Genomic DNA, 23,721 nt, shown 5'->3' with positions numbered 1-23,721 from the left:
TCGTCTTTTATTATCACTTTCAACTATTCCCTCAACTCCACCGTCGTCTCCGCTACTTCCACCCCATTCACTACCAGGACAATCCGATGTTCCCCTCGATAATGGCGGCGCGTTGTTAAGTCTGCCCAATTATGGCTTCGTCGCCCGTTCAGAACGGTACCTCCCGGGACGGTTTTATCCGTTAGCAGGAATAATTTGCGAGACGTCTGCCCCTTCGCTTTCACGAAATAAATCCCATATTCAATCCGAACGCGCACCTCTTCCCCTTCTCGCACGCGCAGCGCATATTGAAGCTCGCAGCGCTCGCCAATCGTGAGCGAAGTAGGCTCTACAGCAATAGAGGCTGAGGTCGTGAGCGAAGATGCATCCTCAGCATATCCGAAAATTTGCATGATCTCCGGGTCGGCTTTACGAATCAATGTCCTGCATGCGTGGCGAATGATCCAATCCGTATCCGGGTGTTTCCCCTGCCAACGCCGCGCTGTCTCGATCACGATCGACGGATGATCCTTCGCAATATCATTCAAGTTGTTCGCAACGCTTTTGCGCACGTAGAGGGATGGGTCGGCTTTCAGCATCTCCAGAATCGGTAGAATCGGCGCTGGGTCGCGCTTGAACATCGATAACGCTACGCCCCATGGCAGCCTTGGACGACACCCTTCACTGGCAAGCCGTCGTACATGCTCACTCGGATGCTCTGCCCAAATCGCCATCTGGCGCATCGCCCGCTCGGGATCGCGCAACAAGAATGGACGTATCGCAAACTCAGAAGAAGATCCTGACGTGAACCGCTCCAGCGCCTGCATCGACAGCTCCCAATGCTCATCGGCTTGTCCATAGACCTCGACGAAGTCGGGCAAGAAGAGATACGGAAAGCCCGTACAGGTCTCATCGATCGCGAACAGTACATTGATTGCTTCTTCATAACTAGGCGGCAAATACCGTCCGAGCGTCACCGATATTTTCCGCATCCGTTCTTTGAGCGCTAGCTCGTCCCACGTCTCGTCGATGACATCCGTGATAAATTGCTCCAGTTGAAATGCGCCAAACGCAGATTGCACTTTCTCACCAAAACCGCGTAGAAACGCTTCATGATAGACTAATTTTAATGGCTCAGCCAATGCTGTCCCCTCCTGCTTAACATGTTTGTTCTAGTATAACGGATCAAATTGGACAACAGGGTGTCAGGGAATAAAACCGCAAGAAAAGAAAATAACCTTGATAACTTATACATTCTTATCTCTTCAAAAAAACGCCATTACACTCCAAAATAAAGAGTGAGAATGACGTTAATTAAATGAACTATTTCACCGCAGACAAATAGGACTGCAAACTCTCCCAGCACTATATCAACTTCCGGCTATACCACTTCTCCCCTCTGAACCGCCACCAGAAGATCACACCGCGGATCCCCCATTCACTGACCATCGCAATCCAGACGCCCATGATGCCGAGGCCAAGCGTAATCCCAAGCACATAGCCGAAAATCACGCGGAACACCCACATGGTAATCAAGGATGAGATCGATGTGAAATTAGAGTCTCCCGCTGCACGTAACGCAGAAGGCAATATGAAACTGATTGACCATAGCAGCGGCTGCGTCACGGCAATCAAGACCATAAGCCCGTATAGTGTCGATACGATTTCCGTAGGCGGAGAGAACAACTTCACGATCCACGGCATCAATGGCATCAGAATGGCAGCTGCGACCAGGAAGATCACGGTGGACAAGCCGATGAACGACTTAATGAACTTCCGCGCATCCTGAATGTTCCGCCGCCCGATACATTGACCGACCACGGTCACGACCGCAATACTGAGCGCACTGGCCCCAATCTGGAAGACGAGCGCAATCGAGTTCCCAATCGCATTCACCGTGATCGCCATCGTCCCGAGTTGCACAATGAACGTCTGCGTTAACAGCTTCCCGCCATTGAAGAACATCTGCTCCGCAGCGAACGGGACGCCAATGATCATGACTTTCTTGAGAATCGAGAAATCAATCTTCAAAGCATTTTTAATCCGGAATCGCAGCGTCTGATTGTACTTGAGCAGATAGATGAGCGACACCGCCATCCCGAGTACCCTAGCTGTGATTAACGAGATAATTAACCCGGTAACTCCCATATCGAGCACAGAGATGAACAAAATATTCAAACCTAGATACGTCAAATTCATAATGAGCGACAAGCCGAGGCATGCCTTCGTCTCTGCTACCCCGCGCAGCGCGCCTGTTACCGCTTGGAATATCGCAATGAAGGGGTACGAAATGCAACTACCAATCAAGAATAGCCTCGCATTATGAAAGACATCTGCATCCGCCTGACCGAATAATAAATCCAACGTCGGATTGTGAAAAATAATGACGATCGCACTGATCAAGACCGATAGGATCGCAACCGCCGATATGGCCTGGGCCGCAGCCTTTGCGACCATCTCCTGATTCCCGCTTCCCCGGTACTGGGCGACAATGACGGTTCCCCCCGTAGCTACGGCGACGAACACATTGATCAGGAAAATATTCAGCGAATCGACCATACTCACCGCACTGACCGCCGCCACCCCGGAGGAGCTGATCATGGCCGTATTCACCAAGCTCATCAAAATAATAAAAGCTTGATCCACAAATATCGGAATGATGATCGCGATAATCTGTTTGTAATCAAGCGTGTCTCCCGTGAAATATTTATTTAACAGGACGTTCGTTTTACGTTTTAAATTAGGACTAATAAAATTCACTATATCATCTCTTTTGGCTGTATTCAGTCTGGTCAAGGTCCGCGCTTGACCTGAATGCTGTAACATTAAAATTATACCACTCTTCCAAAGAGAATGAAGTGATGAGTATTGCTATATAGGGGAGCAAATGCCAGATAGGATGCGGATACCCGGAGCTACGATCCCTATTTGGACCGTCAGATGGTTATACGCCGGTTTATCGTCAAGTTCCGAAGTAATTCGGAAAAATAAACGTAAGCACCAGCCGAATGTTAAAGCGCCATAAGTCACCGCAACAAAAAAAGACTGTCGAAGGTTCTCAACAGTCTTTCATCATCAGGAATTTATAATTTGTCGCCCTTCTTCAAATCCAATGGATCTGGAGATTCGGACGGCTTCTTCGTTCCCTTGCTCTTATAAGGTTTGGGCGTGTTCATTGCCCGCTTCTCAGCAGCTTGCCAGCGGTTCCAGCCTTTTTTGCCCGTTCCGCGGCCTGTTCCGCCTTTACCTTTTGCCTTGCTCATGCCATCACTCCAACTACCCTTGCGTTCGGGTAAATCTGTTACTTCTTATGCGTCTCCAACGACTTCCACATTTTCTCGAGCCACGGATCGAAGTCCGCCCCCTTCTCACCTTCGTACGCGTCGTAGATATCAATGCGCATCTTCTGCACTTTCTCTTTGAATTGCTCGTACGTATGGTCTTTCGGCAAGCTCTTCTTAATGCGCATCATAATTTTCGAGATTCCTTTGAACAGCTCCGGCTTGTTGCGGGAAGGCTGTTGAACGTTCTCCCCCATCGCCTTAAGCTGTTTATATGCCGCCTCTTGAACAGGGTATACGAGATCATGCGTCATCATCCGCGATAGGATCGCAATCGACTGAGGATGATCAACCTGGCCTAATTCTTCAACCGCTTGAAGACGTTCTCTCCAATTCGCGGAACGCTTCGCAGATGCTTTTAATGCCTCGAAATTTTCAGGCAATTCTTGGTGTATATCTTGATTATTCAATGGATTTAATCCCCTTCGCTTGTCTTCTTATCACCATTCCCTTAGAATAGCTTGTTTTCGGGGTAGAATCAAATTTTTCTGTAAAGAAAATCCTGTGCAAACGGGCCAAGAAATGGATTGCTTCGTATGAAGCTTTCCGCTCTCTCCATGGTGTCCGGTCCAATTGGCACACTACCGTATCGATGCAGCAGCACCCATCGCAGACAAGCCAACGCTTCGAACCGTTCAAGCTCATCCTGTGAGATGCTATTTTTCGCCAAATATGCGGAACGGAACATCTCGGCATGTCGATCGGATATATGTATTTGCAACAAGATAAACGACCATGCGAAATCATATCTTGCATCCCCTAATTGCCCATTCGTCCAATCGATGACGGTGTATCGGTCATTGTTCTCTAGAATGTTGCCTAAGTGGAAATCGCCGTGAATAATCTGGTCCTGTTGAATTGTGGTCACTTCGGTAACATGCGTTAACGCTTGCAAAACATCGGGATGCTCCCTCACGCCCGGGAAGAAGTAGTCGATGAAATCAAACTTCGGAAGGTAGAATTCACCCATTTCCTTCGCATCGGTCTTATGGATGTCACGCAGCATGCGTGCAAATTGGGTCATTTTCTTCTTATTCACGCGAGTTATTGGCGAACCGTCGAACGTTGTTAACAGCACCGGATCGCCTTTCGGATTGATCCCCCAGCCGAGCGGCTTTGAGACGGATAATCCACGCTCAGAGAGGACATGCAGCAAATGATATTGGGACCTGATATCCGGTTTGGAGTGCTTGCTCCATATTTTCAAGACGAAGCTCTGTTCAGCGATGGTAATCCTCACGACTTCGGCTTCGAATCCCTGATCCAAGGGATACACAGTTAAGGAATGGGCTTGCACTAACAGCTCGTCCAGCTTTTCGTTCTTGTCCTGCCAATTTACGCTGCGGATTAGATCCAACATCCAATTACACCCTTTCGAATCGTTCATTCATTCATTCAACTACTAGAAAAAACAAGAAAATCTACCGATATTTAAAATATATCACATATCTTAAGGAGTGAAATGATTTTGCACCCACGATTCAAGACAAAAAGAACGATGTTAATTTGCCTTACCTGCCTCTTCTTGCTAAGCAATGCATTCGGATATACCAAGGCGCAGGCGGCTGAGACAACAAATGTACAGGAACTTGTGAGCAGCCGTACATCAGCGGATATTCTCGCGAAATGGAAGCAATATCAACCTATGAGCACGGCGTCGAATTATATGGATGGCGATTATATCTATGACAACAAGCCTTCCTTTTCTCCAGGTTCCTATCAAGCTGGTAAGCTCAAGGAAATCTATGTAGAGGACGCTATTCGCGCCACTAATTTTGTTCGCTACTTAGCGGGATTGCCGGATGATGTCACAGCCGATTGGAGTCTGTCCGACCAAGAACAAATGGCTTCGATTCTCAATGCGATGAATGGCGGGTTGTCCCACTATCCGCCTCAACCTGCGCAAATGTCCGATTCGCTCTTCAAGCTTGGTTATAAAGGTGCTTCGTCCAGCAATCTATCGGCAGGGAGACCTACGCTGTACTCGACGGTCCTATTCGGTTACATGTCTGACCGCAGTGCTTCCAATATTGATCGCGTCGGGCATCGCCGCTGGATTCTCAATCCGCCCATGAAGAAGACCATGTTCGGAATGGCCCTTTTACCGGAATCTCGTTACGGCAGCTATTCGGCAATGTATGCATTCAACAAGGATCGCAATCCAAATGATGTGCAATATGATTATGTGAGCTGGCCATCGGCTGGATATTTTCCAAATGAAGTATTTGCTGTTGATGACCCATGGTCTATTGGACTGCAGCCGAATCGCTATGATGCGAACCGCACCTCCGATATTCAGGTCACGCTGAAGCGCGAACGTGATGGGCGTGTATGGAATCTCGACAAGTCGTCAACTGACAAAGAGGGAGACTATTTCAACGTGGATACGGGAGGGTATGGGATTCCATTGACGATCATCTTCCGTCCAAAAGGTATTGAATCCTTCGCGAGCAATGACGCATTCCAAGTCACGGTAACCGGGGTCTATACCAAAGACGGTCAACCGACGACGATTTCGTACAAAACAACGTTCTTCGATATGGTACCGGCGATCTCCACTGTTACGCAACTCATCAAGTTAAATGTCGGTGAATCGTTCACCATTCCGATTCAATTCGAACATTCCAAGGATGAGAAGCAGCAGCTCACGTATACAAGCACAAATCCAAATATTCTATCTATTGATCAGCAGGGCGTCGTGACAGCGTTGCGTGAAGGTGAGGGCACCATTCAAATCAGTGGATTTTTCAATAGTTATGCAGATGTTCGCTTTAGCGTTAGTACATCCAATGGAACGGATCGTCCAAGTGCGTGGGCGTTAGAAGACTATACATTTGCGAAAAGCAAAGGGCTTGTAAGCCTAGAATACGATGAGCGATACCAATCTGCGATGGACCGCTATGGATTCGCTCAAGCAGCAGTAGGGCTCATCGAGCAGCTCCAGGGCACACCGATTCCAACGAAGGAATCCCCTTTTACTGACACGAAATCCGAAGTCGCGATCAAGGCATACTATAGCGGCATCATGAAAGGGAATGCCTTGAGCCAATTCACTCCGACGATGTCCATCACGCGGCAAGAGGCCGCTGTCTTGCTGATGAATATATACAATAAACTGAACAAATCCGCAGCATCCGCCATTTCAGGACCGGCAAAAACATTATTCAAAGATGATGCCGCCATTGCATCCTGGGCTAAAGCCAGTGTCTATCAAGCCGCACAGCTGGAATTATTGAAAGGGAATGATGAGGGTACCTTCCTCCCGAAAGGCCAGCTTACACGTGAACAAACCTTTGCTATGTTAGCTAAATTGTATAAATTGATAAGTGAATAAACATAAGCATAGTTGAACTGGACGTTCCTTTGATGCATTACCGTTCATGAGTGAATTGGGGTTCCAATCCACTTTAGCTCGTTCACTTGATCCTCTGTCTATCGTGGAAATTTGCAGGATAGCGCGTCGAAATAACGCTAACATGAGACCTATGATGGATTTTGGCATTAACTCTCGGGCTGGGATTCGATATAGAGTAAGATTTGGTATGCTATCCTGTATGAACTCCAACATATAGCCGGAATGAGGACGTAAAGGAGCATCTACAATGCATGAACTCCAATGTAGATGCTCCTGACGATTCAAACCACTTGCGAGGACTCCTTATGCTTTCATGAAAAGACCGTCAGGGAAGATCACCCTGACGGTCTTTTCGATTTAGCGCGCATACGCTACTTATTCAAAACCTCATACAACATCTTCGCAATTTCAGCTCTGGTCACCGAGCCATGCGGATCAAAACGGTTATCGCCTTTTCCGTTAATAATACCCGCTGCTTGCAGCTTCGTCACGGCATCCTTCGCCCAGCCAGAAATGCTGTTCATGTCGGCGAATGCCGCTCCGGACGTGGTCTCAGTCATTGGCTTCTTCATGTACTGTGCCATTTTGACAAGTACAAGCGCCGCTTCTTCCCGTGTAATCTGATCCTTCGGACGGAACTTGCCGTCACTGCCTTGAACAAGACCAAGCTCGGCCGCTTTGCTGACATAGCCTGCATAATAAGCATCTGCTGCTACGTCGGCGAACGCTGGATTGTTCTCGGCCGTCTGGATTCCCAGTGCACGAATGACTAGCGTCGTAAAGTCTGCTCGCGACACCTTCAGATTCGGTCTGAAATGGTTATCGTCCATGCCTGTAATGATGTTCTTCGCAGCCAGCTTGAGAATATACTCGTCTGCCCATCCGCCTGTTAAGTCTGCGAACTGCTTGTGCAGCTCGAGCGCCGCGAATTGCGCCAGTTGATCCGTCGTGAAGCTAATTGTGCTGCCAACGAATGTGCTATGGATCAGCTCTGCTTGGCCGCCAACGAGACGGTACATATTCGCATAATCTTTCTGCAACTGCTTCATTTGCTCTGCCGTTAGCGAGCGCTTCACTGTAATCGGACCGCTGAACTGCGGAACCGCTGTCTCCGTTTTCCCTTTAACCGTTACGAGTTTGAGCGTGAATACCACACCCGTCGACTTCAGCTCACCATTCGAACGGAGCGCATCCTTGACGGCCGTCTGAATCGTAGAGTTCATCGTCGGATCGATCTGAAGCACGATGCGATCCGCATCTGCTATGCCATTTGGCAGGGAAGCTGCCGGAATCGTCACGGTAAATCCAGAAGCTACAATTTCAAGGCTGAGCTTGCGATCCTTCGCTTTTTGTACGCCAGCTGCATCCAACGTGAGCTGGGCCGCTTGTTCAGCGTCGGCAGCTCCTTCGAGCTTGATCGCAACTTTGCCGTTCTCTGCTTCGTTTACCGCTTTTTCAAGTGCAGCACGATCTGCCGTATATGCGCCGTCCGCACCCGGTTTGATTTTCACAACCCCTTTATCCGAAGAAGGCTCCGGCTTTGGCTGCGGTTTTGGATCAGGCTTTGGTTCTGGCTTCGGATCTGGCTTCGGATCAGCCACTTTGCCCGTGTAGAAGCCCCAAATATCCGATAGCACTTGTCCGCTGTTGCCATCTTCTACCTTCGTGTACCATTGGTAGTAGCTATTGCCTTGGAGGCTATTCCATGTCAGAGAAGCTTGCTTCCCGCTCTCCACATGACTCACCTTGCCAATTGGTAGATCGCTGTATACCTTCACCCCGATGTAATCGGTCGCGACACGTTTCGTTTTTGGCTGCAAATCCAGATCAAGCGAGAACTCGTCTTTGCCTGGAAATAACGTAGGATCGTAATAGTTGTAATCGTTCAAATAAGGCGAATACGTCTTCATATGAAGCTTATTGTTCTTGACATCGAACTGCATCAGACGGATATAGCCAAGACCGCCTTCCGGCGCACCTTGATAGTCCGCAAGCATCTGATACACTTTGCGCTTCTCGCCGTTGTCGTCCAGCTCATCGATCTTCAGCTGTGCATCATGATAATGTCCAGACAATGCCGCAATGACGTTCTTGTTCGGCTTGATGACCTTCTCGAAAATCTTATCGGCGATCGGAGCACGGTTATTCGATACCAGCATATATTCATGCAAGCACAAGATCGCCTTACGCTCCGGATATTTCGCCACGACTTCATTCATCCAGTCAATTTCCTTGTCTCCAAGGCCCCAGCCCATATATACGATGATAAAATCGTTGCCGCCGGCGGAGACTAGATCATAGTGTCCACGATTGTTCTCGTAGGATCCGCCGTACGTCGGCATATCTTTGAAACGCTTTTCCCCAAAATACTGCCAATACTTCGCATAGTCGTTGTCTTGGTGACCAACGTCATGGTTACCCGCTAGTACGCCATAAGGAATTTTCGCGTCTTCCAGCACTTTCATATCTCTGTCGGCTTCCTCCCATTGATACTCTTGATAGGATTTGTCAACGATGTCGCCCGTGTGGATGACATATTTGATGTTGTTGCTTTCCTTGTTCTTCGCAACCCAGTTCACAATATCCTTGTAAATCGTCGGATAGCTCTGTGAATAATATTGCGTGTCCGACATCCATACGAAGGAGAAATCATACGGATCGGTAGATTCCGGCGTTGACTTCGTTCCCGGCTTCTGCTCTGCGATCTCATCCTGCACGATGATCTGGATCGTCTGTTCGTTAGCATAATCGCTAGCTTTCACCGTGGACTTTAATTCGAAGTCCTCTGCACCTGCAATACGGTGATCCAACTGCACCCATTGCTTCACTGCCTGACTCCATGCATACAAGCTTACTTTGCGTCCTTCGATCGATTTCCCTTTCCAGACGATATCGACACGATCTGTACCTTGCACAGCCGGGTCAAGCTTAATCTCATAACGTTGGTATGGGAACTGCTCCACCGCATCATTGATTAAATAGTCGCCGTCTTCAGCGCTAATTTTGCGATAATCCTCGGCCGTTAATGCCTTCTCCCCTTGCGGAATCATTTCTTTCGGCGGTTCAGTATCGGATGCATTCTTGAAGCCCGTGAATCCTTCCCCGCGATTTCCGTCATATTGGAAGCCTCTATAGAACGTCACGTTCATCGGATCATCCGTTGGATCTTGCACCTTCACCTTCAAGTCTGCGCTGCTGCCTACCCCAGATTGATTGTGCGTCGGAGCGATCAATACAGGTTTCAGCGGGTTTTCCTCCGGTATCGCGAACGTTACCGTTTTCTCCGATTGATTGCCAACCTTATCAGACGCCGTAATGGTCAGCGTATGGTTGCCTGCCGTCATGCTGCCGGAAGACAACACATGTGGAAGCGTGATGTCTTGGTTATCTAGCTTAACGATCACCTTGTCTACGCCGGCAAGCAGGTCTTTAATCTCCGCATCCAGCTTGAAGTTGCCGCGGTACAGTTTGCCTTCTTCCACATTCGGTTTAATCGATGGCGGCGTATTATCTACCGTGACATTCGCTGCCACTTCACTGTTCTTGCTCTCCACCTTCACCTGATGAGTACCATCAGCCGATTTGGTCGTATCCCAGACATAAGCATGCGATTGGAAGGACTTCGCATCCAAATTGAAATTAAAGCCAATCGATTCCAGTTTCCCTGGGCTGTCACCGATCTTAATTTCTTTGTCCTTCGCATAGAGAGGATCCCAGATCTCGGTGCCGTCCGCCAGCATCAGACGTACGTTTCTCACTTCGAAATCGTCTTTATTCTCTTCTTTGCGATCATCGAATGGACTTGTCTTCGACCCTGCGCGAATGTAGATCACGTTATCCGCACCGATATGCAGACGACTCGCATCGATCTTATACGTCAATGTCGTATACGTCGGAATCGGATCCATGAACGTATAGAGGATCGTCTTATCCTTGTCGCTTGGCGGTCCCATCGTGACGGCATTCTTAAAATAGTAATCGACACCCTTCGCTTCGAAGACGAAGTAAGCATCATGCTCTAGTGCATCGTACGTATCTTGCGCAAGCACTTGACCGTCAACGCTTAATTGCAATGTATTCGGAGAAGCGGCCTCGGACGTACCTTTCAACGTCTTCGTGCCGTTCACGATATCCCCGTTCTTCACGTTGAGACGAAGCGGCTCATGGCCCGGCTTGCCTGTGATGTTCACCTTCACCTTCCCCGTCTCAACCTCATTCGTACCGTCAGATACCATGAAATAATATTCGATGTACTTACTGCCGATTAGGGTTGCTGCCGGCACGAGATAATGATACAGCGAATCATTGAAATTCTGTGTAAGCGAGTAACCGATATACTCCGATTCTTTGTCCGTACGGATAAGAACTTTCACCGTCGCCACTTGCTGTTTATCATCTGCAAAAGCCTTCAGATCGAGGTTCTTCGACTGGTCGATCGCCGTGATGCCTGTCCGATCTTCTGCCGTTGGCGGAACCGTGTCCACTTCCATATGAACGGGCACTGATGGCACTAACGTACTGTCCACAGCCCCAGGAACAGGAGTAACTTGGCCGGAGCTTGCCTTGATCATCGTGATGCTGCCGTCCATTGGATATTTGAATACAATCACTTTATCTTCCTTGGTCTCGTCGCTCACTCCGCCTTCATACACGGTGGTTGCGTCATAGTTGGCATAGGAAATTTCTTTGCCTGTATTCGTCTTGACCACAACACCGCGACGCCCGGAATTCGCCATGCCATCGCTCTTGATCACGAACAAGTTCGTGTCTTCAATCAAGCTCGTCTTATAGAAGCTGTTGAAATCCGCAAACGTATAACTGCTGTTCGTGTCGTTCTTAATCCAGAACACGACCGACTGTTGGGACGGAATAACGAAGTCTTCTTTGATCGTCGGCCACTTCACGTCAGCTTCCGGACCATCGTCAGGATAACGATAGTTGATCTTATAGTTCTTGAAATTGATTGGTGCATCGGTATTGTTGTATACTTCGATCATTTCGAATGCATCCGAAGACGTGTTCGGCACATTCGTCGTGTTCGGAACGATCTTCGTCACGAGTAACGGCGGTACCTTCGCAGGATCAAATGCCGGGATTTTGACACCTACCGTATAGCTCTTCTCCACGTCTTTCACACGGATTTTGTAATCCAAGGTTGGCTCGACAAGCGCACTAGCTGGAATAACTGCGCCATAATCGCCGGTAGTCTTCTTCTCCATCGGCAGAACTCTATATCTCGCTTGCGATGGCGACTTGAACAGCAATTCGACCTTGCCGATGGCTACATTATCTGGATTAGTCAGTTTAGCGGAGATTTCCAGATCCTTCACTTCGACGCTTTGTGCCGGGGTATGCTCGATCTGAAGCTTGTCCCCTTGCACCGGCGGCAACGATTCAATCTCTACCGCATATGTACCCGTTCGCTCAGGCAGCAAATCGCCGTCCGCCGCTTCGATATAGTATTGAAGCAGATTGCCGTCAACGACCGCTTGACCAGGAATCGTCGCCGTATGCGTCACACCGTCCGCCGATGTCATCGCAAGAGGCGTATTATAAGCCGTCTGAACGTCTGTCTTATAGTAGACGGAAGCGGTAACCGAATTCAGGTTGCCCGTAATGGACGCTTCGATCGGCAAATCTTGATTCACGGAAATCTTAGGCGCCGCTGTGTGCGCAATATTCAGACTCGTAGCGGCAGGCGGCTCACCGATATCCGAAGTAAACGCCGGCACTTGATTCGCTTCGACTGTCCCTGGTGAAGCCGGCTGCGATTCCGGCGCGCCTACCATGGCCATATTCTTGCTTGCATCCGTAGGATAGCTGTAGTGGATACCATAATTAGAATTAGACTTGCTGACCGTGTATGAAGCCTTAACAATCTCCACGTTGCTCATCGATTTAATGGCTACACTGCGAGAGCTCGTGTTCGCCATCCCCCCACCGCCATCAATACGGAACAAATTCGTTCCTTCGACTAAGTTGGAGATGTAGCCATTTGTCGTGTAGTTTGCGTTAAAATTACTTACAGGCTCATTATTGTTACTTCCATTTAGAACCCAAAGTACAATTGACTGCCGTGAATGAATGATGACAGGTTCATCTTTCTTGCTTAATAGCCAATCGACATCAGAGCCATTATTATAAACAATCTTATAATCTCTAAAATCAATATCCTTGCTTGTGTTGTTGTAAATCTCGATAGACTCATAACCATCGACCGTATCCTTCGGTCCTTTCGGTGTTCCGTCCGGATTCAATTCTGGTATGTTCGAGGTATCCGGCACAAGCTCCGTAATTAATAGCTTCGGTACGGTGGTATAATCGAATCCAGCTGCTGCTTGTACCAATGCGGGCTGCAGCACGCCGAGCAGCATACTCCCGAGTAGTGCCAGAGACAACCATTTTCTGCGTCTTAGCATGTGATTATTTCTCTCTCCTTTTTATCTATTCCAAATGATGGATGTATCGCACCTGTAGTCTAACCCTCCATTGTAAAATCTAGGTCATCCCCATATGGAGTATATGTAAAGGGAATTGAAAGACAAAAAAGGAAGTCGAAAGTCATGATAGACTTTCAACTTCCCTACTATTTATCCGATCAGCTCATCACGGCAGCTCAATCCACTGATAAGGACGCTGCGCCGCGATGCGGCCGTATTCAATCCATGTCACAATCGCAATCGTCTCAACCGAAGGAACTGTTGCACGTCCTGTCTCGAAGAATGCCACTAAATCACGGATGAACAATTGGAAGAAATCCGACTCTGGCCGCAGCACGCTGCAATCCCCCGAATCGTAATTCACCGCCATCGTAAAAGGACATCCAGGTCCCGGATGCTGAATCGTCGCCTGCCGACCATCCGAGAATTCGATCATCAAGGCTGGAGCGGCCTCTGTTCCGATGAACATCAAGCGCTTCGCATCCGTTCCCATCAGAGATGCGATCGGCTCCAGCTGATGGATCGAATAGTTGTCGAAGGACCCGGGACCCCAGCTGGAGACAACTCGAATACCCTGACGTTCCGCCTCGACATACTCCGTCGCGAACCGCAGCGCCGATGAGGAATAGAGTGGCGTATCATGCTGCGCAGCACGTTCGAACAATCGGAGAGCCGTCGCCCGATCCGGGGCGAAGGTCTTATCGATATACGTCGGCTTCCCCGAGGCGAGCGGCAGCTCGGAGAGCGCTTCGTGCTGCTCCGGGTGATCGGGAGACAATACGATTAAGTAATCGCTCTGCTCCACAACCGCTTCAATCGTTGGCAGCAGCGTCACGCCGTGGCGCTCACACCACGCTGCATTGCTGAGCCCGCCCTCGGCATCCTTCATGCCGTACGCGTAAACGACCTCCATGCTCCCGCCGGATGCTTCCCGTATCCATGTGGGGTAATTATTGGCGTGCCACTCATCCAGATAATAATCGATGAATCCGATCTTCTTCATTGGACGACCCCTTGCTTCACGAAGGAGATTTCCTCCCCTTGGTCAGAGGATTGATAGATCGCCTCAATAATCTTGGAAGATTGGATCACATAGTCAATGTGCGCCGGCAATTTCTCACCCGACTTGACGCACGCCAGGAAGCTATCGATTTCGTTCTGGAACATATCGCTCTTCGTGAACTTCGGTGTGCTCTCGATTAACGCACCATGCTTCGCACTGTAGATCGTGAAGTCTGAACCGTACTGCAGCCGGATGCCTGCTTTGTCGCCGAGGAAATCGATATACATCTCATCGACGCCGATATTTTGTGCCCATGCGCCATTCATCGTAATCGAAGGCCCTTCCGTGCGAATCATCGCCGTGACGAAATCATCGACATCATAGGTTCCCGAGAATTTCGGTGGTCCTGCCCACATATTGAGATACGCGTAATTTTGCATATCCTTGCCCAGCTTGGAGTACGCCTGCCCCGTCACCGTCTTCGGCTGCGGATCGCCTGTGCAATACATGACGATATCGAGGAAATGTACGCCCCAATCGATAAGCGCTCCGCCACCTGCAACGGCTTTGGTCGTGAAGTCTCCGCCGAGCCCCGGGATCGAACGGTGTGCACGGAAACTAACATACACATGATATAGTTCGCCTAGCTCGCCGTCGTCGATCATGTTCTTAATCAGATTGACGCCTTTATTGAACCGATTCACGACGCCGATGTTCAGCGTCTTCCCTGTCTCATGCTGCACCTTCTGCATTTCTAGCGCTTCCGCATACGTTCTCGCTGCCGGCTTCTCGCAGAGGACATGCTTCCCTGCACGCAAGCAGTCGATCGCAATGGATGCATGGACATGGTTCGGGGTACAGATCGAGACTGCTTCCACTTCCGGGTCTTCCAGAATGATATGGTAATCTTCAATCGCCTCGCCGCAGCCATGCTTCTCGACCGCCTTCTCTGCCATTTCTTTGCGGATATCGCAGAAATATTTGATCTCCGCGTCTGGATTCGCCAGATACGCAGGAATATGCGCGCTATTCGCGATCGTTCCACAGCCGATAATTGCTACAATGGTCTTGCTCATTGAATCGTCCCTCCAATTATTTGAACCCAGTGAAAGCCGAACCGGATTGCATGAAATATTTTTGTCCGAAAAAGTATAAGAGAATCATAGGAATCGCCATAATCGTCGACGCCGCCATGAGCTGTTCCCACTGTGCGCCGTGATCCTGCTGGAAGCCCTGCAAGCCGACCGTGATCGTCCATTTCGCCGCATCATTCAGGTAAATGAGCGGTCCCATGAAATCGGTATACGATCCGACGAAGGTGAACAGCGCTACCGTGGCCAGTGCAGGCTTTAAGGTCGGCAGGATAATCTGCCTGTAGATGCGGAACTCGGATGCCCCATCAATTTTGGCCGCCTCAGACAGCTCTTTCGGAACACCTAACAGGAACTGCCGCAGCAGGAAAATATAGAACGGTGCCCCGAAGAAAGCCCCAATCGTGAGCGGCAGAATCGTATTGACCCAGCCCAGCTTCGTAAAAATAATATACTGCGGAATCAATTGCACCTGAGATGGCAGAATCATCGTCGCGAGGACGATCGCAAAAATAATTTTGCTCCCCACCCATGGAATGCGTGAGATCGAATACGCAACGAGTGGTGCGGCGAACAATTGCCCCACGATGCAGATCACGCAGATGACGAGTGTATTCAACATATAGCGTGGGAACGGCACCGTCTCTAAGGCCGCTAGGTAATTCTCAAAGTGGAACGCCTCAGGCAAAATGCGCGGAGGCATAGCAAAGATCTCATTCGACGTCTTCAGCGAAGTGAATACGAGCCATACGAATGGGAATAGAAAGAAAATCGAAAATAAGATTAGCACCATATGCGGCAGGATCTTAGTTCGCAACAGCTTAGCTGTCATCCGCTATTCACCTCCATAGTAGACCCATCGCCTGGACGTTTTCAGGAGCACGAGGGTTATGGCCATCACGATGATAAATAGAATCCAAGCCAGCGCGGAAGCGTAACCCATCTTCAGGTTCATGAACGCTTCTTGGTATAGATTGACCGCATAGAACAGCAGCGATTGATCCGGTCCGCCGATCGAACCGCTAACCGACTTGCCCCCGGCAAGAATATAAGACTCCGTAAAAATCTGAAATGCCCCGATGAGACCCATGATGAGCTGAAATAAGATGATTGGCGATAGCGCCGGGATCGTAATCCTCCAGAAGCGATGCCACCCGTTCGCACCATCCACCTGAGCGGCTTCGTAATATTGCTGCGGCACGCCCTGAAGCGCTGCGAGGAATATCAACGCTCCCGCTCCGGAACCCCATAACCCCATGAGAACAAGGGATGGCTTGGTGTATCGCGGATCCATCAGCCATGCCGGATCAGGAAGGCCTACCGCCCGAAGGAACATATTGATCAGGCCAAAATCCGGGTTCAGCATCCATGTCCAGAGCAGCGCACTTGCCACGACGGGAATAACGGCAGGAAGATAGAAAATCGTACGGTAATAATTAATGCCCTTCACCTTAAAGTTCAGCATGAGCGCAATGATTAAGGAGCTAGCGAGCGAGATCGGCACCGAAATGAAAGCCATAAACAAGGTGTTATTAATCGATTTGTAGAACCTTTCGTCGGTCATAATTTTCCTGTAATTATCCAGCCCTACCCACTGCGGCGGATTGAACAAATCGTATGTCGTCAAGCTGAAGTACAAGGAGCTGAAGAAGGGATACACCGTAAAGACCAGAAATCCGATAATCCACGGGGATGCAAAGAGGAGTCCCAGCCAGAAGTAGCGCCATTCCCTTCTCGTCCAACCCTTTCGCTTCGCAGACAGCTTCATGGATGCGGAGTCACTCATCGACTCGTACTCCTTTCTTAGGTCTCGGATCTAATCCAGCGCTCCGGCCAACATGGATCGGCTGAATTAGATCCGCCAGGTTTACAAGCTCCTATTTGACCAAAGGCTGTATCTTATCCTTCACCTTCTTGAGCCCTTCATCGATACCGATCTTTCCTCTCAGGATTGCGTTATATTGGTCCGTGAACTCCGTCATATATTCATTCGCGAACGCAGTGGCAGGGAACGAGTGCAGGTTCGGGCTTTGCGAATAGGCTAGAAATTCTTTGAACCCTGGGACACTCGCATAAATCGGATTATCCAATAACGATGTTCTCGTCGGCAGGTTCCCTAGCGCCGCAGTGAATTCCCCCATCTGCTCCGGCTCGGTCAGCCACTTCAGGAATTTCCAAGACGCATCCGGATTCTTCACGCCCTTCGGAATGTAGAATACGCTCGTCGTGACGTTCCCCGGATTTATCAGATTCGGGTTAGCGTCGTCATACGGAATCGGCGCGATGCCGTAGTTCAAGTTCGGAGCGAACTGCTTGATGAAGGTCGGCAGCCATTCCCCGTCGATCGTCATCGCATATTTGCCCGTGAAGAACGGGTTCTGAGCGGACATATACTGTCCAAGCCCGGATGCGAAACGATCCAGCTCCTCCGATCCGAATTGGTCCCATATGCCTTTGGCCAGCTGGATTGCGGATTTCACACCTGCATTGTCAGGCGTCACTTGCTTCGCATCAGCATCATAATAAGAACCCCCGAATGCATTCGTGAAGGTAAACGCATCTACCCCAGGCCACAATCCCAGCTGCTGCAACCTCCCTCCGTCCTGCTTGACGCTGAGCTTCGTGATATACTCCTTCAACTGGCTGATTGTCTGTGGCGGACCATCGAATCCTGCTTTTGCCAAGATATCTTTGTTGTAGAACAACATCGTGGTGTGCATCGCAATCGGCAGCGCATACGTCTTGCCATTCCCTTGTGACGTGCTGAGTGCGGCTGTAATATAATCGCTGAGATCGACACCGTCCTTCTTGATGTAATCGTCGAGTGGCATCATCGCCCCGCGTTCGCCCCAAGGGACAACATCCTGCCCGAAATTAGAAGCAATGTCCGGCGGATTGCCTCCCGTAATCGCGGTGAGCTGCTTCTGATAGTCACTCTGTGACAGCCCCTTGACCTTGATGTCCGGATTCGCCGCATTCCACTTCGCAATGATCTTCTCGAGCGCCGCCGCTTCCGGCCCCGTCCAGCCATACCAGAAGCTGAGCTCTACAGCGCCTTTGGTTGATTCACCACCCTTGGAACCGTCTGACTGATTGTTAGCATTCTGAGTTTCTTTTCCCGTACAGCCTGATGCAACCGAAATCATAAGAACAAGAACTAGACCCCACAGCCATGGTTTTCTTTGCATGCCGCCCGTTCCTCCTTTGATTCTTGCTAATTTCGTGCAAAACCGTAGAAACCTCACCCCATCATTTGGTTGATAGCAACGACCTGTATCCGCTACAGGCTATCAATATCCCACATGTTATCATGTAAGCGTTTTAGTTCATTTCACTATCGTCTTCAAAAATAGGATTATCGTATGATTTCACGATTTTCGAATCGCCTGCTTGCGAAAGTCATTGGGAGAGATTCCCGTGTACTTTTTGAAGATTCTGCAGAAATAAGACAGCTCATTAAACCCCGTCGCATAACACACATCCGTGACCGATAAGGTTGGCCGCTGCAACAACGTCATGGCATTCAGAATCCGCAGATCAATCAGATAGCGGTTGAACGTCTTGCCTGTCCACTCTTTGAACAAGCTGCAGAAGGTTGACTTCGACATATTCGCTATGGTGCAGACATGCTCCAGCTTAATATCTTCATGCACGTTCGTATGAATATAGTCTACGACGCGGGTCATGATGTCTAGGTACTTCTCTGATTTCTCGAAGCCTGCTCGAACCACGTCTCCATTCACTTGCCGAATAATGATCGAGAGCATAACCAATAGATTCGATTTCAGCACCATTTGAAAAAAAGGCGTGCGTCTCTCATACTCGCTCAGCATTTCTAGCATCAGATTTCGAATTCTTCCTTCCGTTACGCCGTCTAATGTCATTTGCGATTGAGCGGTACAGTCGTTATGCCAGAAGTGCTCCAAATAGCCGGCATCGAAAAACGCCTGATCCGCCGTCTGATCATCAAACCGTTCATTCACGAAGCCCGGCATAAATTCGCAGCCGATGATCTCCATCTCTCGATCGCTCTCGACATGGATGCTATGTAAAGTAAAAGGGGCTACGACGAATAGATCCCCTTTCCTGATAGTATAGGGTCGGTTGTCCACGGTATGGATAAATTCGCCTTTGGACACATACCAAATCTGAAAGTAATCATGGAAATGTGTCCACAGGTTATAAAGCCTGCACAATTTGTACATCTTGCAATGCAGATCCTCCAGCATCTCGAGCTTTGAGTTGAAATAAATAACCCCAGAGCGCGTCAATTCCTCTATATCTATCGATCTCATATGCGCGATGAACCCCCTTATCGAAATTTCAAAGTCATTCATTTCTTCCTCTTCCCATAATTATCCTATACAACACTCACAATGTGTACGGTCTATTCCATGTATATGCAGAATATCGCATTTCTACGAAAGGAGCTGAGCTTGCTATGACATCCAAAATCGCTTATTTAGACGGTTTACGAGGATTGGCAGCATGTGTCGTCGTTGTCTCTCACTATTTTCAAGTATTTGCTCCGTCTGTCTTTGAAGGAAGAGCTGAGATTGAGCATTTCGCCTTCGAGCGCTACGCTGCGGTAACACCGATCAATTTGCTGTTCAACGGCAACTTCTCGGTCTGCCTGTTCTTCGTTTTAAGTGGGTTCGTGCTCAGTTATCGGTATTTTCGTACGAAGGATTCGCTTCCCGTCTACTCCTCCGCCTTACGAAGATATTTTCGATTGGCTGTGCCTGCCGTGCTCTCCGTTGTACTCGCCTATCTCGTGATCGTCTTCGGATTCGGATACTATGATGACATTCGCGGCATGACCCTATCTTCGATGCCTGATCCCTCTATCGCCAGTGCTAGCTTTCTCGTCATGATCCAGGAAGCTTTCTATCATACCTTCTTCACGTATGGCATGACGTATAATCCCGTGCTATGGACCATGACCTATGAGCTATTCGGTTCCTTCCTCATCTTTGCATTTCTGCTGCTCGTCGGTAGATTCAAGCTGCGCTTTCTCGTCTATCTGGTTCTCGGATGGGTGTTCATCGATTCCTATTATCTAGGATTCGTGCTCGGCATGCTGCTGAGTGATCTGGTATACAGCGGTCGGAATTGGTTGGATTTGATTCGTCGTCCTTGGGTGAACTTCTTGCTCCTCATAGCAGGTCTTTACTTGGGCTCCTTCCCGTATCTAGGTGTTGAAGGGACGATCTATGCCCTACTCGTGTGGCAGCCGGGGTCGGGGTTCGCATACTTTCCGTTCTACCATGTCATCGGCTCCTTCCTGATCTTAATCGCTTTACTGAATTCCCCCTGGTTGAAAGCACTCTTCAGCCGCACACTATTCTCATATCTCGGCAAAATATCCTTTTCGCTCTACCTCGTCCATTTTACGATACTCTGCTCCTTCGGCAGCTTTCTATTCCTTCAGCTTCAGCTCCTGCTCCCTTACTCCATTAGCGTAGTCCTTACGATATTGATCACGACGCCCGTCATCTTCGCTTGTGCCCACCTATTCTATCGATGGGTGGATGCGTCCACGCTCGCTGTGCTCGCACGATGGAGTAAGCGCATGTTGCTGCCAATCACGAATCGGAGGAAGGAACGGCTGCGTGCAGGTGTTGAAGAGAGGCTTGGTCAGTAAGACATGAAAAAACGCACGGCTCCTCATGAGAGCCGTGCGCTTCGTATTATTGTAACGCGGAGAGATTCTTGGAATAGAAGTCATAGCTGCCTCGCCATGCGAACTTCTCCCCTTGCTTAAGCCCCGGTGTCGTTCCTTTGATCTGCAAGAAATAGGTTTTGCCGTATTCCTGTGTAAAGATGACAGGCATATGGTCCGCGAGGTTCGCTAACGCGCCTAGACCATACTGCCGATCGAGGCGAACGCGCAGCATATGCTTGAATCCGCCCTGATCGCCGGAGCTAAGCAAGTAACTGTCTACGTTCGGATTCACGGCTTTGGTGCCCGAATCGCTATACATGCCCGCTGGGCTGGAGGCGACCTCCTGCTCGCCTGCGAAGTAGCGAACCGTATCATTCCATGCACCATTCACCGACTGAAGCCCGTAGTACGTGTCGAACGTGATGTCTTCCAGCGCTTCGATCTCGTTATGAACCTGCACATGACCATTCGAAATTTCATACGTGACGGTTTCCCGCAGTACAGGTCTTCCGGAACCATCCGCCACCTTCGTATTATAGGCTTGGATCAGATTAACCACTTCGATCTTCGTGTAGACGCTTGCTGTCACACTGCCATCTGCTACTTCCACGCCGTCCGCCCATACGCGGAACGATTCCGTCGTGCCCGTATGCGAGCTGTTGCTGCCGCCATCATAATTGTGATTGCCTCCCGTGAAATCCCACGGATTGCCATTGCCGTTCGCATTCGCTCTCACGACGTATGGCCCGATCCAGTCCGAGACATCCGCCTGGAGAAGCGTCGATGGTCGCGACATGTCGGGATTGACGCTCGCTCCCGAATTTTGTGCGAGCCTCCATTCCTTGAGGCCCTCCAGCTTGTTAGCGCCGAACCGGTCGAATACGATCCACATATCGCTCTGATCATTGTATTTGTGAGCAATCGTAATTTCAGTGCCGCATTTCACGACGTATTGTGCCGCATTAGGCGCCACTGGACCTTCAGGACTCTTCATGCATGGCCTTGGCTTCGCATACGTCCCTGTCACGAATTGATACATAAGATCATAATTCTGCCGTGCCATCGGGTCCGAGCTCTTGGCGCTGTTGAGTAATGTCGCCTTGCCTTGATCATAGGCTTTAAAAGCATTACGCATATAGCCATAGTCGATACCGCCGTTCAGTATATCGATATACCGCTCACGTCGATCGGTGTCGGTGTTGATCTGCTCATCGAACGCCAGCTCAAGCCCCATTTGATACTGCTTTGCTAGACCTGAGGCATCTGCCAAGCGCTGTGTCACCGATGAAGCGTTGTATGCACCCGAATCTAGCAGTGCTGCATCGAAGCCAAGCGCCTCTCCATCGTAATTCCGGTTGCCTTGGAAGCTCGGCATCCAGTAGAAGTTCAGATCCTTCTTATGCGCTTGTTTGCTCGTCGCTTGAATCAGGTTTGGTTCTAGTAAATCGGAGGTGCTGATGCTTTTGCCGGTCCAATAGATGCCGTTCAGCTTTAATTTCGAATATTTCTCCTCTTTCCACCGTTGCTTAATCTGCTGAATCCACCAGGTGGCCGCCTTTTGCTTGTTGGCATAAGCCGCTTCTGCACCAATGGCTGAAGAACTGAAATTTTCCGTCACGCCATCGCCGTCCACATCGCCGAAATCCGTTAATGTATCGCCCGGATTTGGTATCATCAACACGACATTCTCCTTATGTCCTCGTTCACCGAGCTTCGTACCCGCTTCGGTCACCGCTTCGTTCAACTGCTGCAGATCCCCTTGATCCGCGAACATCTTGTCCAGATACCCTATCCAATCGCTAAGGGTAGCGGTGCCCTTCGTGAAATCCTTCCCGCTAGGCGATTGAACGCTGTGGAACAGTACCCCGTCGAACAACCAATCCTGCGGTTCGCCTTGTTTGTTCACATAGCTGATATACGGCATCAGGGTATCCTTCGTCCAGCTGCCAGAACCGCCCGGACCGTTCCCGTTATTCAGCAGTACGAGATTGCGCATGCCGCCAGTTGCTTTCCCTGGTTCTTGAAACGTAAGCCGATCCGCAGATACCTGCTTGGCTTTGTTCATTTTGCCGTCCGTCCCCCAGATCTCGATCTCATCCACGAACACAAACACATCGGTGGTAAACGTAACCTTCACATATTGGGCATAAGCCATCGTGGCGTTCGGATGATGCTTGGCTAAACCATCCTTGCTGCCATCCCAGACATAATCTTGGGTGCTCGCTGGAACATCGGCCCATCTGACTTCTCGGCTCGGAATATGTGCCAGGTTGCCCCACTGTATGCCATCATTCGACGCGTACATGGACACCGTATTCGGAAATGCGATACCGACCGATGAATCTTGGAGGAAGTTCGCACTAATTCGGGCGATCGATTTCTTCTCCCCAAGGTCAAAAACGACGCTTCGCGTTGACTTACGTAGATGTCCTGCCCATGCCGGATCCGTGAAGACAGTCGTACCGTACTTCCTGTCCGTTAATTTATTACCGGCATCGCCATAGCTCGGCTCCGGCTGCTCCGACCACGTATACCCGGTGCCTGCTGCGAGATTTCGCAATTCTGGCTGGTCTTTGGCGGCCTCGGCTGTCGGCAGCCATAACAGTACCATCAGTAGTGCAACTGCTGCGGCAATCCCTTGTCTCCTGTTTTGTTTCATTCATTTCCCTCCCGATTTGGATGAAATACTAGATATATGAATGCGGTTTCAAATGTGACTTGGTATTACTGTGCCATACAAGGCGTTATTCTCACCATCGGCTATCAGAACTAAGTGAAAATTTTGGATTACCGTCGAATGCTGTATTTTTATGATGAATTTTAGCGAATGAAAAAAGACACCTGCGG

General features: G+C 49.5%; 15 protein-coding genes. 2 read left to right on the top strand and 13 right to left on the bottom strand.

The genetic code is table 11. The annotated features are described in order from the left end of the window. Positions 1-23: 23 nt before the first annotated feature. The 5 genes from ACFQZR_RS20195 to ACFQZR_RS20175 all read right to left on the bottom strand — a co-directional run bounded on the left by ACFQZR_RS20195 (position 24) and on the right by ACFQZR_RS20175 (position 4,680). Positions 24-1,121, bottom strand: a complete 1,098-nt coding sequence (locus ACFQZR_RS20195; RefSeq protein WP_379349252.1) for a DNA alkylation repair protein — start codon at positions 1,119-1,121, stop codon at positions 24-26. Positions 1,122-1,344: 223 nt separating this feature from the next. Beyond that, on the bottom strand, positions 1,345-2,739 hold the full coding sequence (locus ACFQZR_RS20190; protein WP_379349454.1) for an MATE family efflux transporter: 1,395 nt from the start codon (positions 2,737-2,739) through the stop codon (positions 1,345-1,347). Positions 2,740-3,062: 323 nt separating this feature from the next. Further along, complete coding sequence (locus tag ACFQZR_RS20185) at positions 3,063-3,242, bottom strand: DUF3934 family protein (protein ID WP_018758554.1); 180 nt, start codon at positions 3,240-3,242, stop codon at positions 3,063-3,065. A gap of 38 nt (positions 3,243-3,280) precedes the next feature. Further along, positions 3,281-3,730 carry a HEAT repeat domain-containing protein gene (locus tag ACFQZR_RS20180; protein ID WP_018758553.1) on the bottom strand — a complete coding sequence of 150 codons (450 nt, stop codon included), beginning with the start codon at positions 3,728-3,730 and terminating at the stop codon, positions 3,281-3,283. A gap of 68 nt (positions 3,731-3,798) precedes the next feature. Next, positions 3,799-4,680 carry an aminoglycoside phosphotransferase family protein gene (locus ACFQZR_RS20175; protein ID WP_379349249.1) on the bottom strand — a complete coding sequence of 294 codons (882 nt, stop codon included), beginning with the start codon at positions 4,678-4,680 and terminating at the stop codon, positions 3,799-3,801. Positions 4,681-4,845: 165 nt separating this feature from the next. Here ACFQZR_RS20175 and ACFQZR_RS20170 point away from each other — a divergent pair, with 165 nt between their 5' ends. Then, positions 4,846-6,654: an S-layer homology domain-containing protein gene (locus ACFQZR_RS20170; protein ID WP_379349247.1), complete on the top strand. Its 1,809-nt coding sequence runs from the start codon at positions 4,846-4,848 to the stop codon at positions 6,652-6,654. A gap of 392 nt (positions 6,655-7,046) precedes the next feature. Here the strand turns inward: ACFQZR_RS20170 and ACFQZR_RS20165 are convergent, their stop codons facing one another. The 7 genes from ACFQZR_RS20165 to ACFQZR_RS20135 all read right to left on the bottom strand — a co-directional run bounded on the left by ACFQZR_RS20165 (position 7,047) and on the right by ACFQZR_RS20135 (position 19,504). Next, the gene (locus ACFQZR_RS20165) at positions 7,047-13,094 is read right to left on the bottom strand and encodes an S-layer homology domain-containing protein (protein WP_379349245.1); all 6,048 of its coding nucleotides are present in this window, start codon (positions 13,092-13,094) and stop codon (positions 7,047-7,049) included. A gap of 187 nt (positions 13,095-13,281) precedes the next feature. Next, entirely contained in the window at positions 13,282-14,118 is an 837-nt protein-coding gene (locus tag ACFQZR_RS20160; RefSeq protein WP_379349243.1) for a Gfo/Idh/MocA family oxidoreductase, read from the bottom strand. Beyond that, on the bottom strand, positions 14,115-15,194 hold the full coding sequence (locus tag ACFQZR_RS20155; protein ID WP_379349241.1) for a Gfo/Idh/MocA family protein: 1,080 nt from the start codon (positions 15,192-15,194) through the stop codon (positions 14,115-14,117). The genes ACFQZR_RS20160 and ACFQZR_RS20155 overlap by 4 nt, the downstream gene beginning before the upstream one ends. Positions 15,195-15,210: 16 nt before the next feature. Beyond that, positions 15,211-16,041 (bottom strand): carbohydrate ABC transporter permease, encoded by an 831-nt coding sequence (locus tag ACFQZR_RS20150; protein ID WP_379349239.1) that lies wholly within the window; start codon positions 16,039-16,041, stop codon positions 15,211-15,213. 3 nt (positions 16,042-16,044) lie between these two features. Continuing rightward, the gene (locus ACFQZR_RS20145; RefSeq protein WP_379349237.1) at positions 16,045-16,995 is read right to left on the bottom strand and encodes a carbohydrate ABC transporter permease; all 951 of its coding nucleotides are present in this window, start codon (positions 16,993-16,995) and stop codon (positions 16,045-16,047) included. Between the two features lie 91 nt (positions 16,996-17,086). Continuing rightward, positions 17,087-18,397, bottom strand: coding sequence for an ABC transporter substrate-binding protein (locus ACFQZR_RS20140; RefSeq protein ID WP_379349235.1), 1,311 nt, complete (start codon positions 18,395-18,397; stop codon positions 17,087-17,089). A 180-nt stretch (positions 18,398-18,577) separates the two neighbouring features. Next, positions 18,578-19,504, bottom strand: a complete 927-nt coding sequence (locus tag ACFQZR_RS20135) for a helix-turn-helix domain-containing protein (RefSeq protein WP_379349233.1) — start codon at positions 19,502-19,504, stop codon at positions 18,578-18,580. Positions 19,505-19,650: 146 nt separating this feature from the next. On the opposite strand from ACFQZR_RS20135, the gene ACFQZR_RS20130 reads away from it, so the two are divergent. Then, positions 19,651-20,853: an acyltransferase family protein gene (locus ACFQZR_RS20130; RefSeq protein ID WP_379349231.1), complete on the top strand. Its 1,203-nt coding sequence runs from the start codon at positions 19,651-19,653 to the stop codon at positions 20,851-20,853. 46 nt (positions 20,854-20,899) lie between these two features. On the opposite strand, the gene ACFQZR_RS20125 is transcribed toward ACFQZR_RS20130, so the two are convergent. Continuing rightward, a complete protein-coding gene (locus ACFQZR_RS20125) occupies positions 20,900-23,533 on the bottom strand; it encodes a DUF4855 domain-containing protein (protein WP_379349229.1) in 2,634 nt (877 codons plus the stop codon). Positions 23,534-23,721 lie beyond the last annotated feature (188 nt).

This window comes from Paenibacillus sp. GCM10027629, from assembly GCF_042676425.1.
Lineage (GTDB): Bacteria > Bacillota > Bacilli > Paenibacillales > Paenibacillaceae > Paenibacillus_K > Paenibacillus_K terrigena.
Note: the sequence above shows the minus strand (reverse complement) of the source record. Positions and strands in the feature narration are given on the sequence as shown.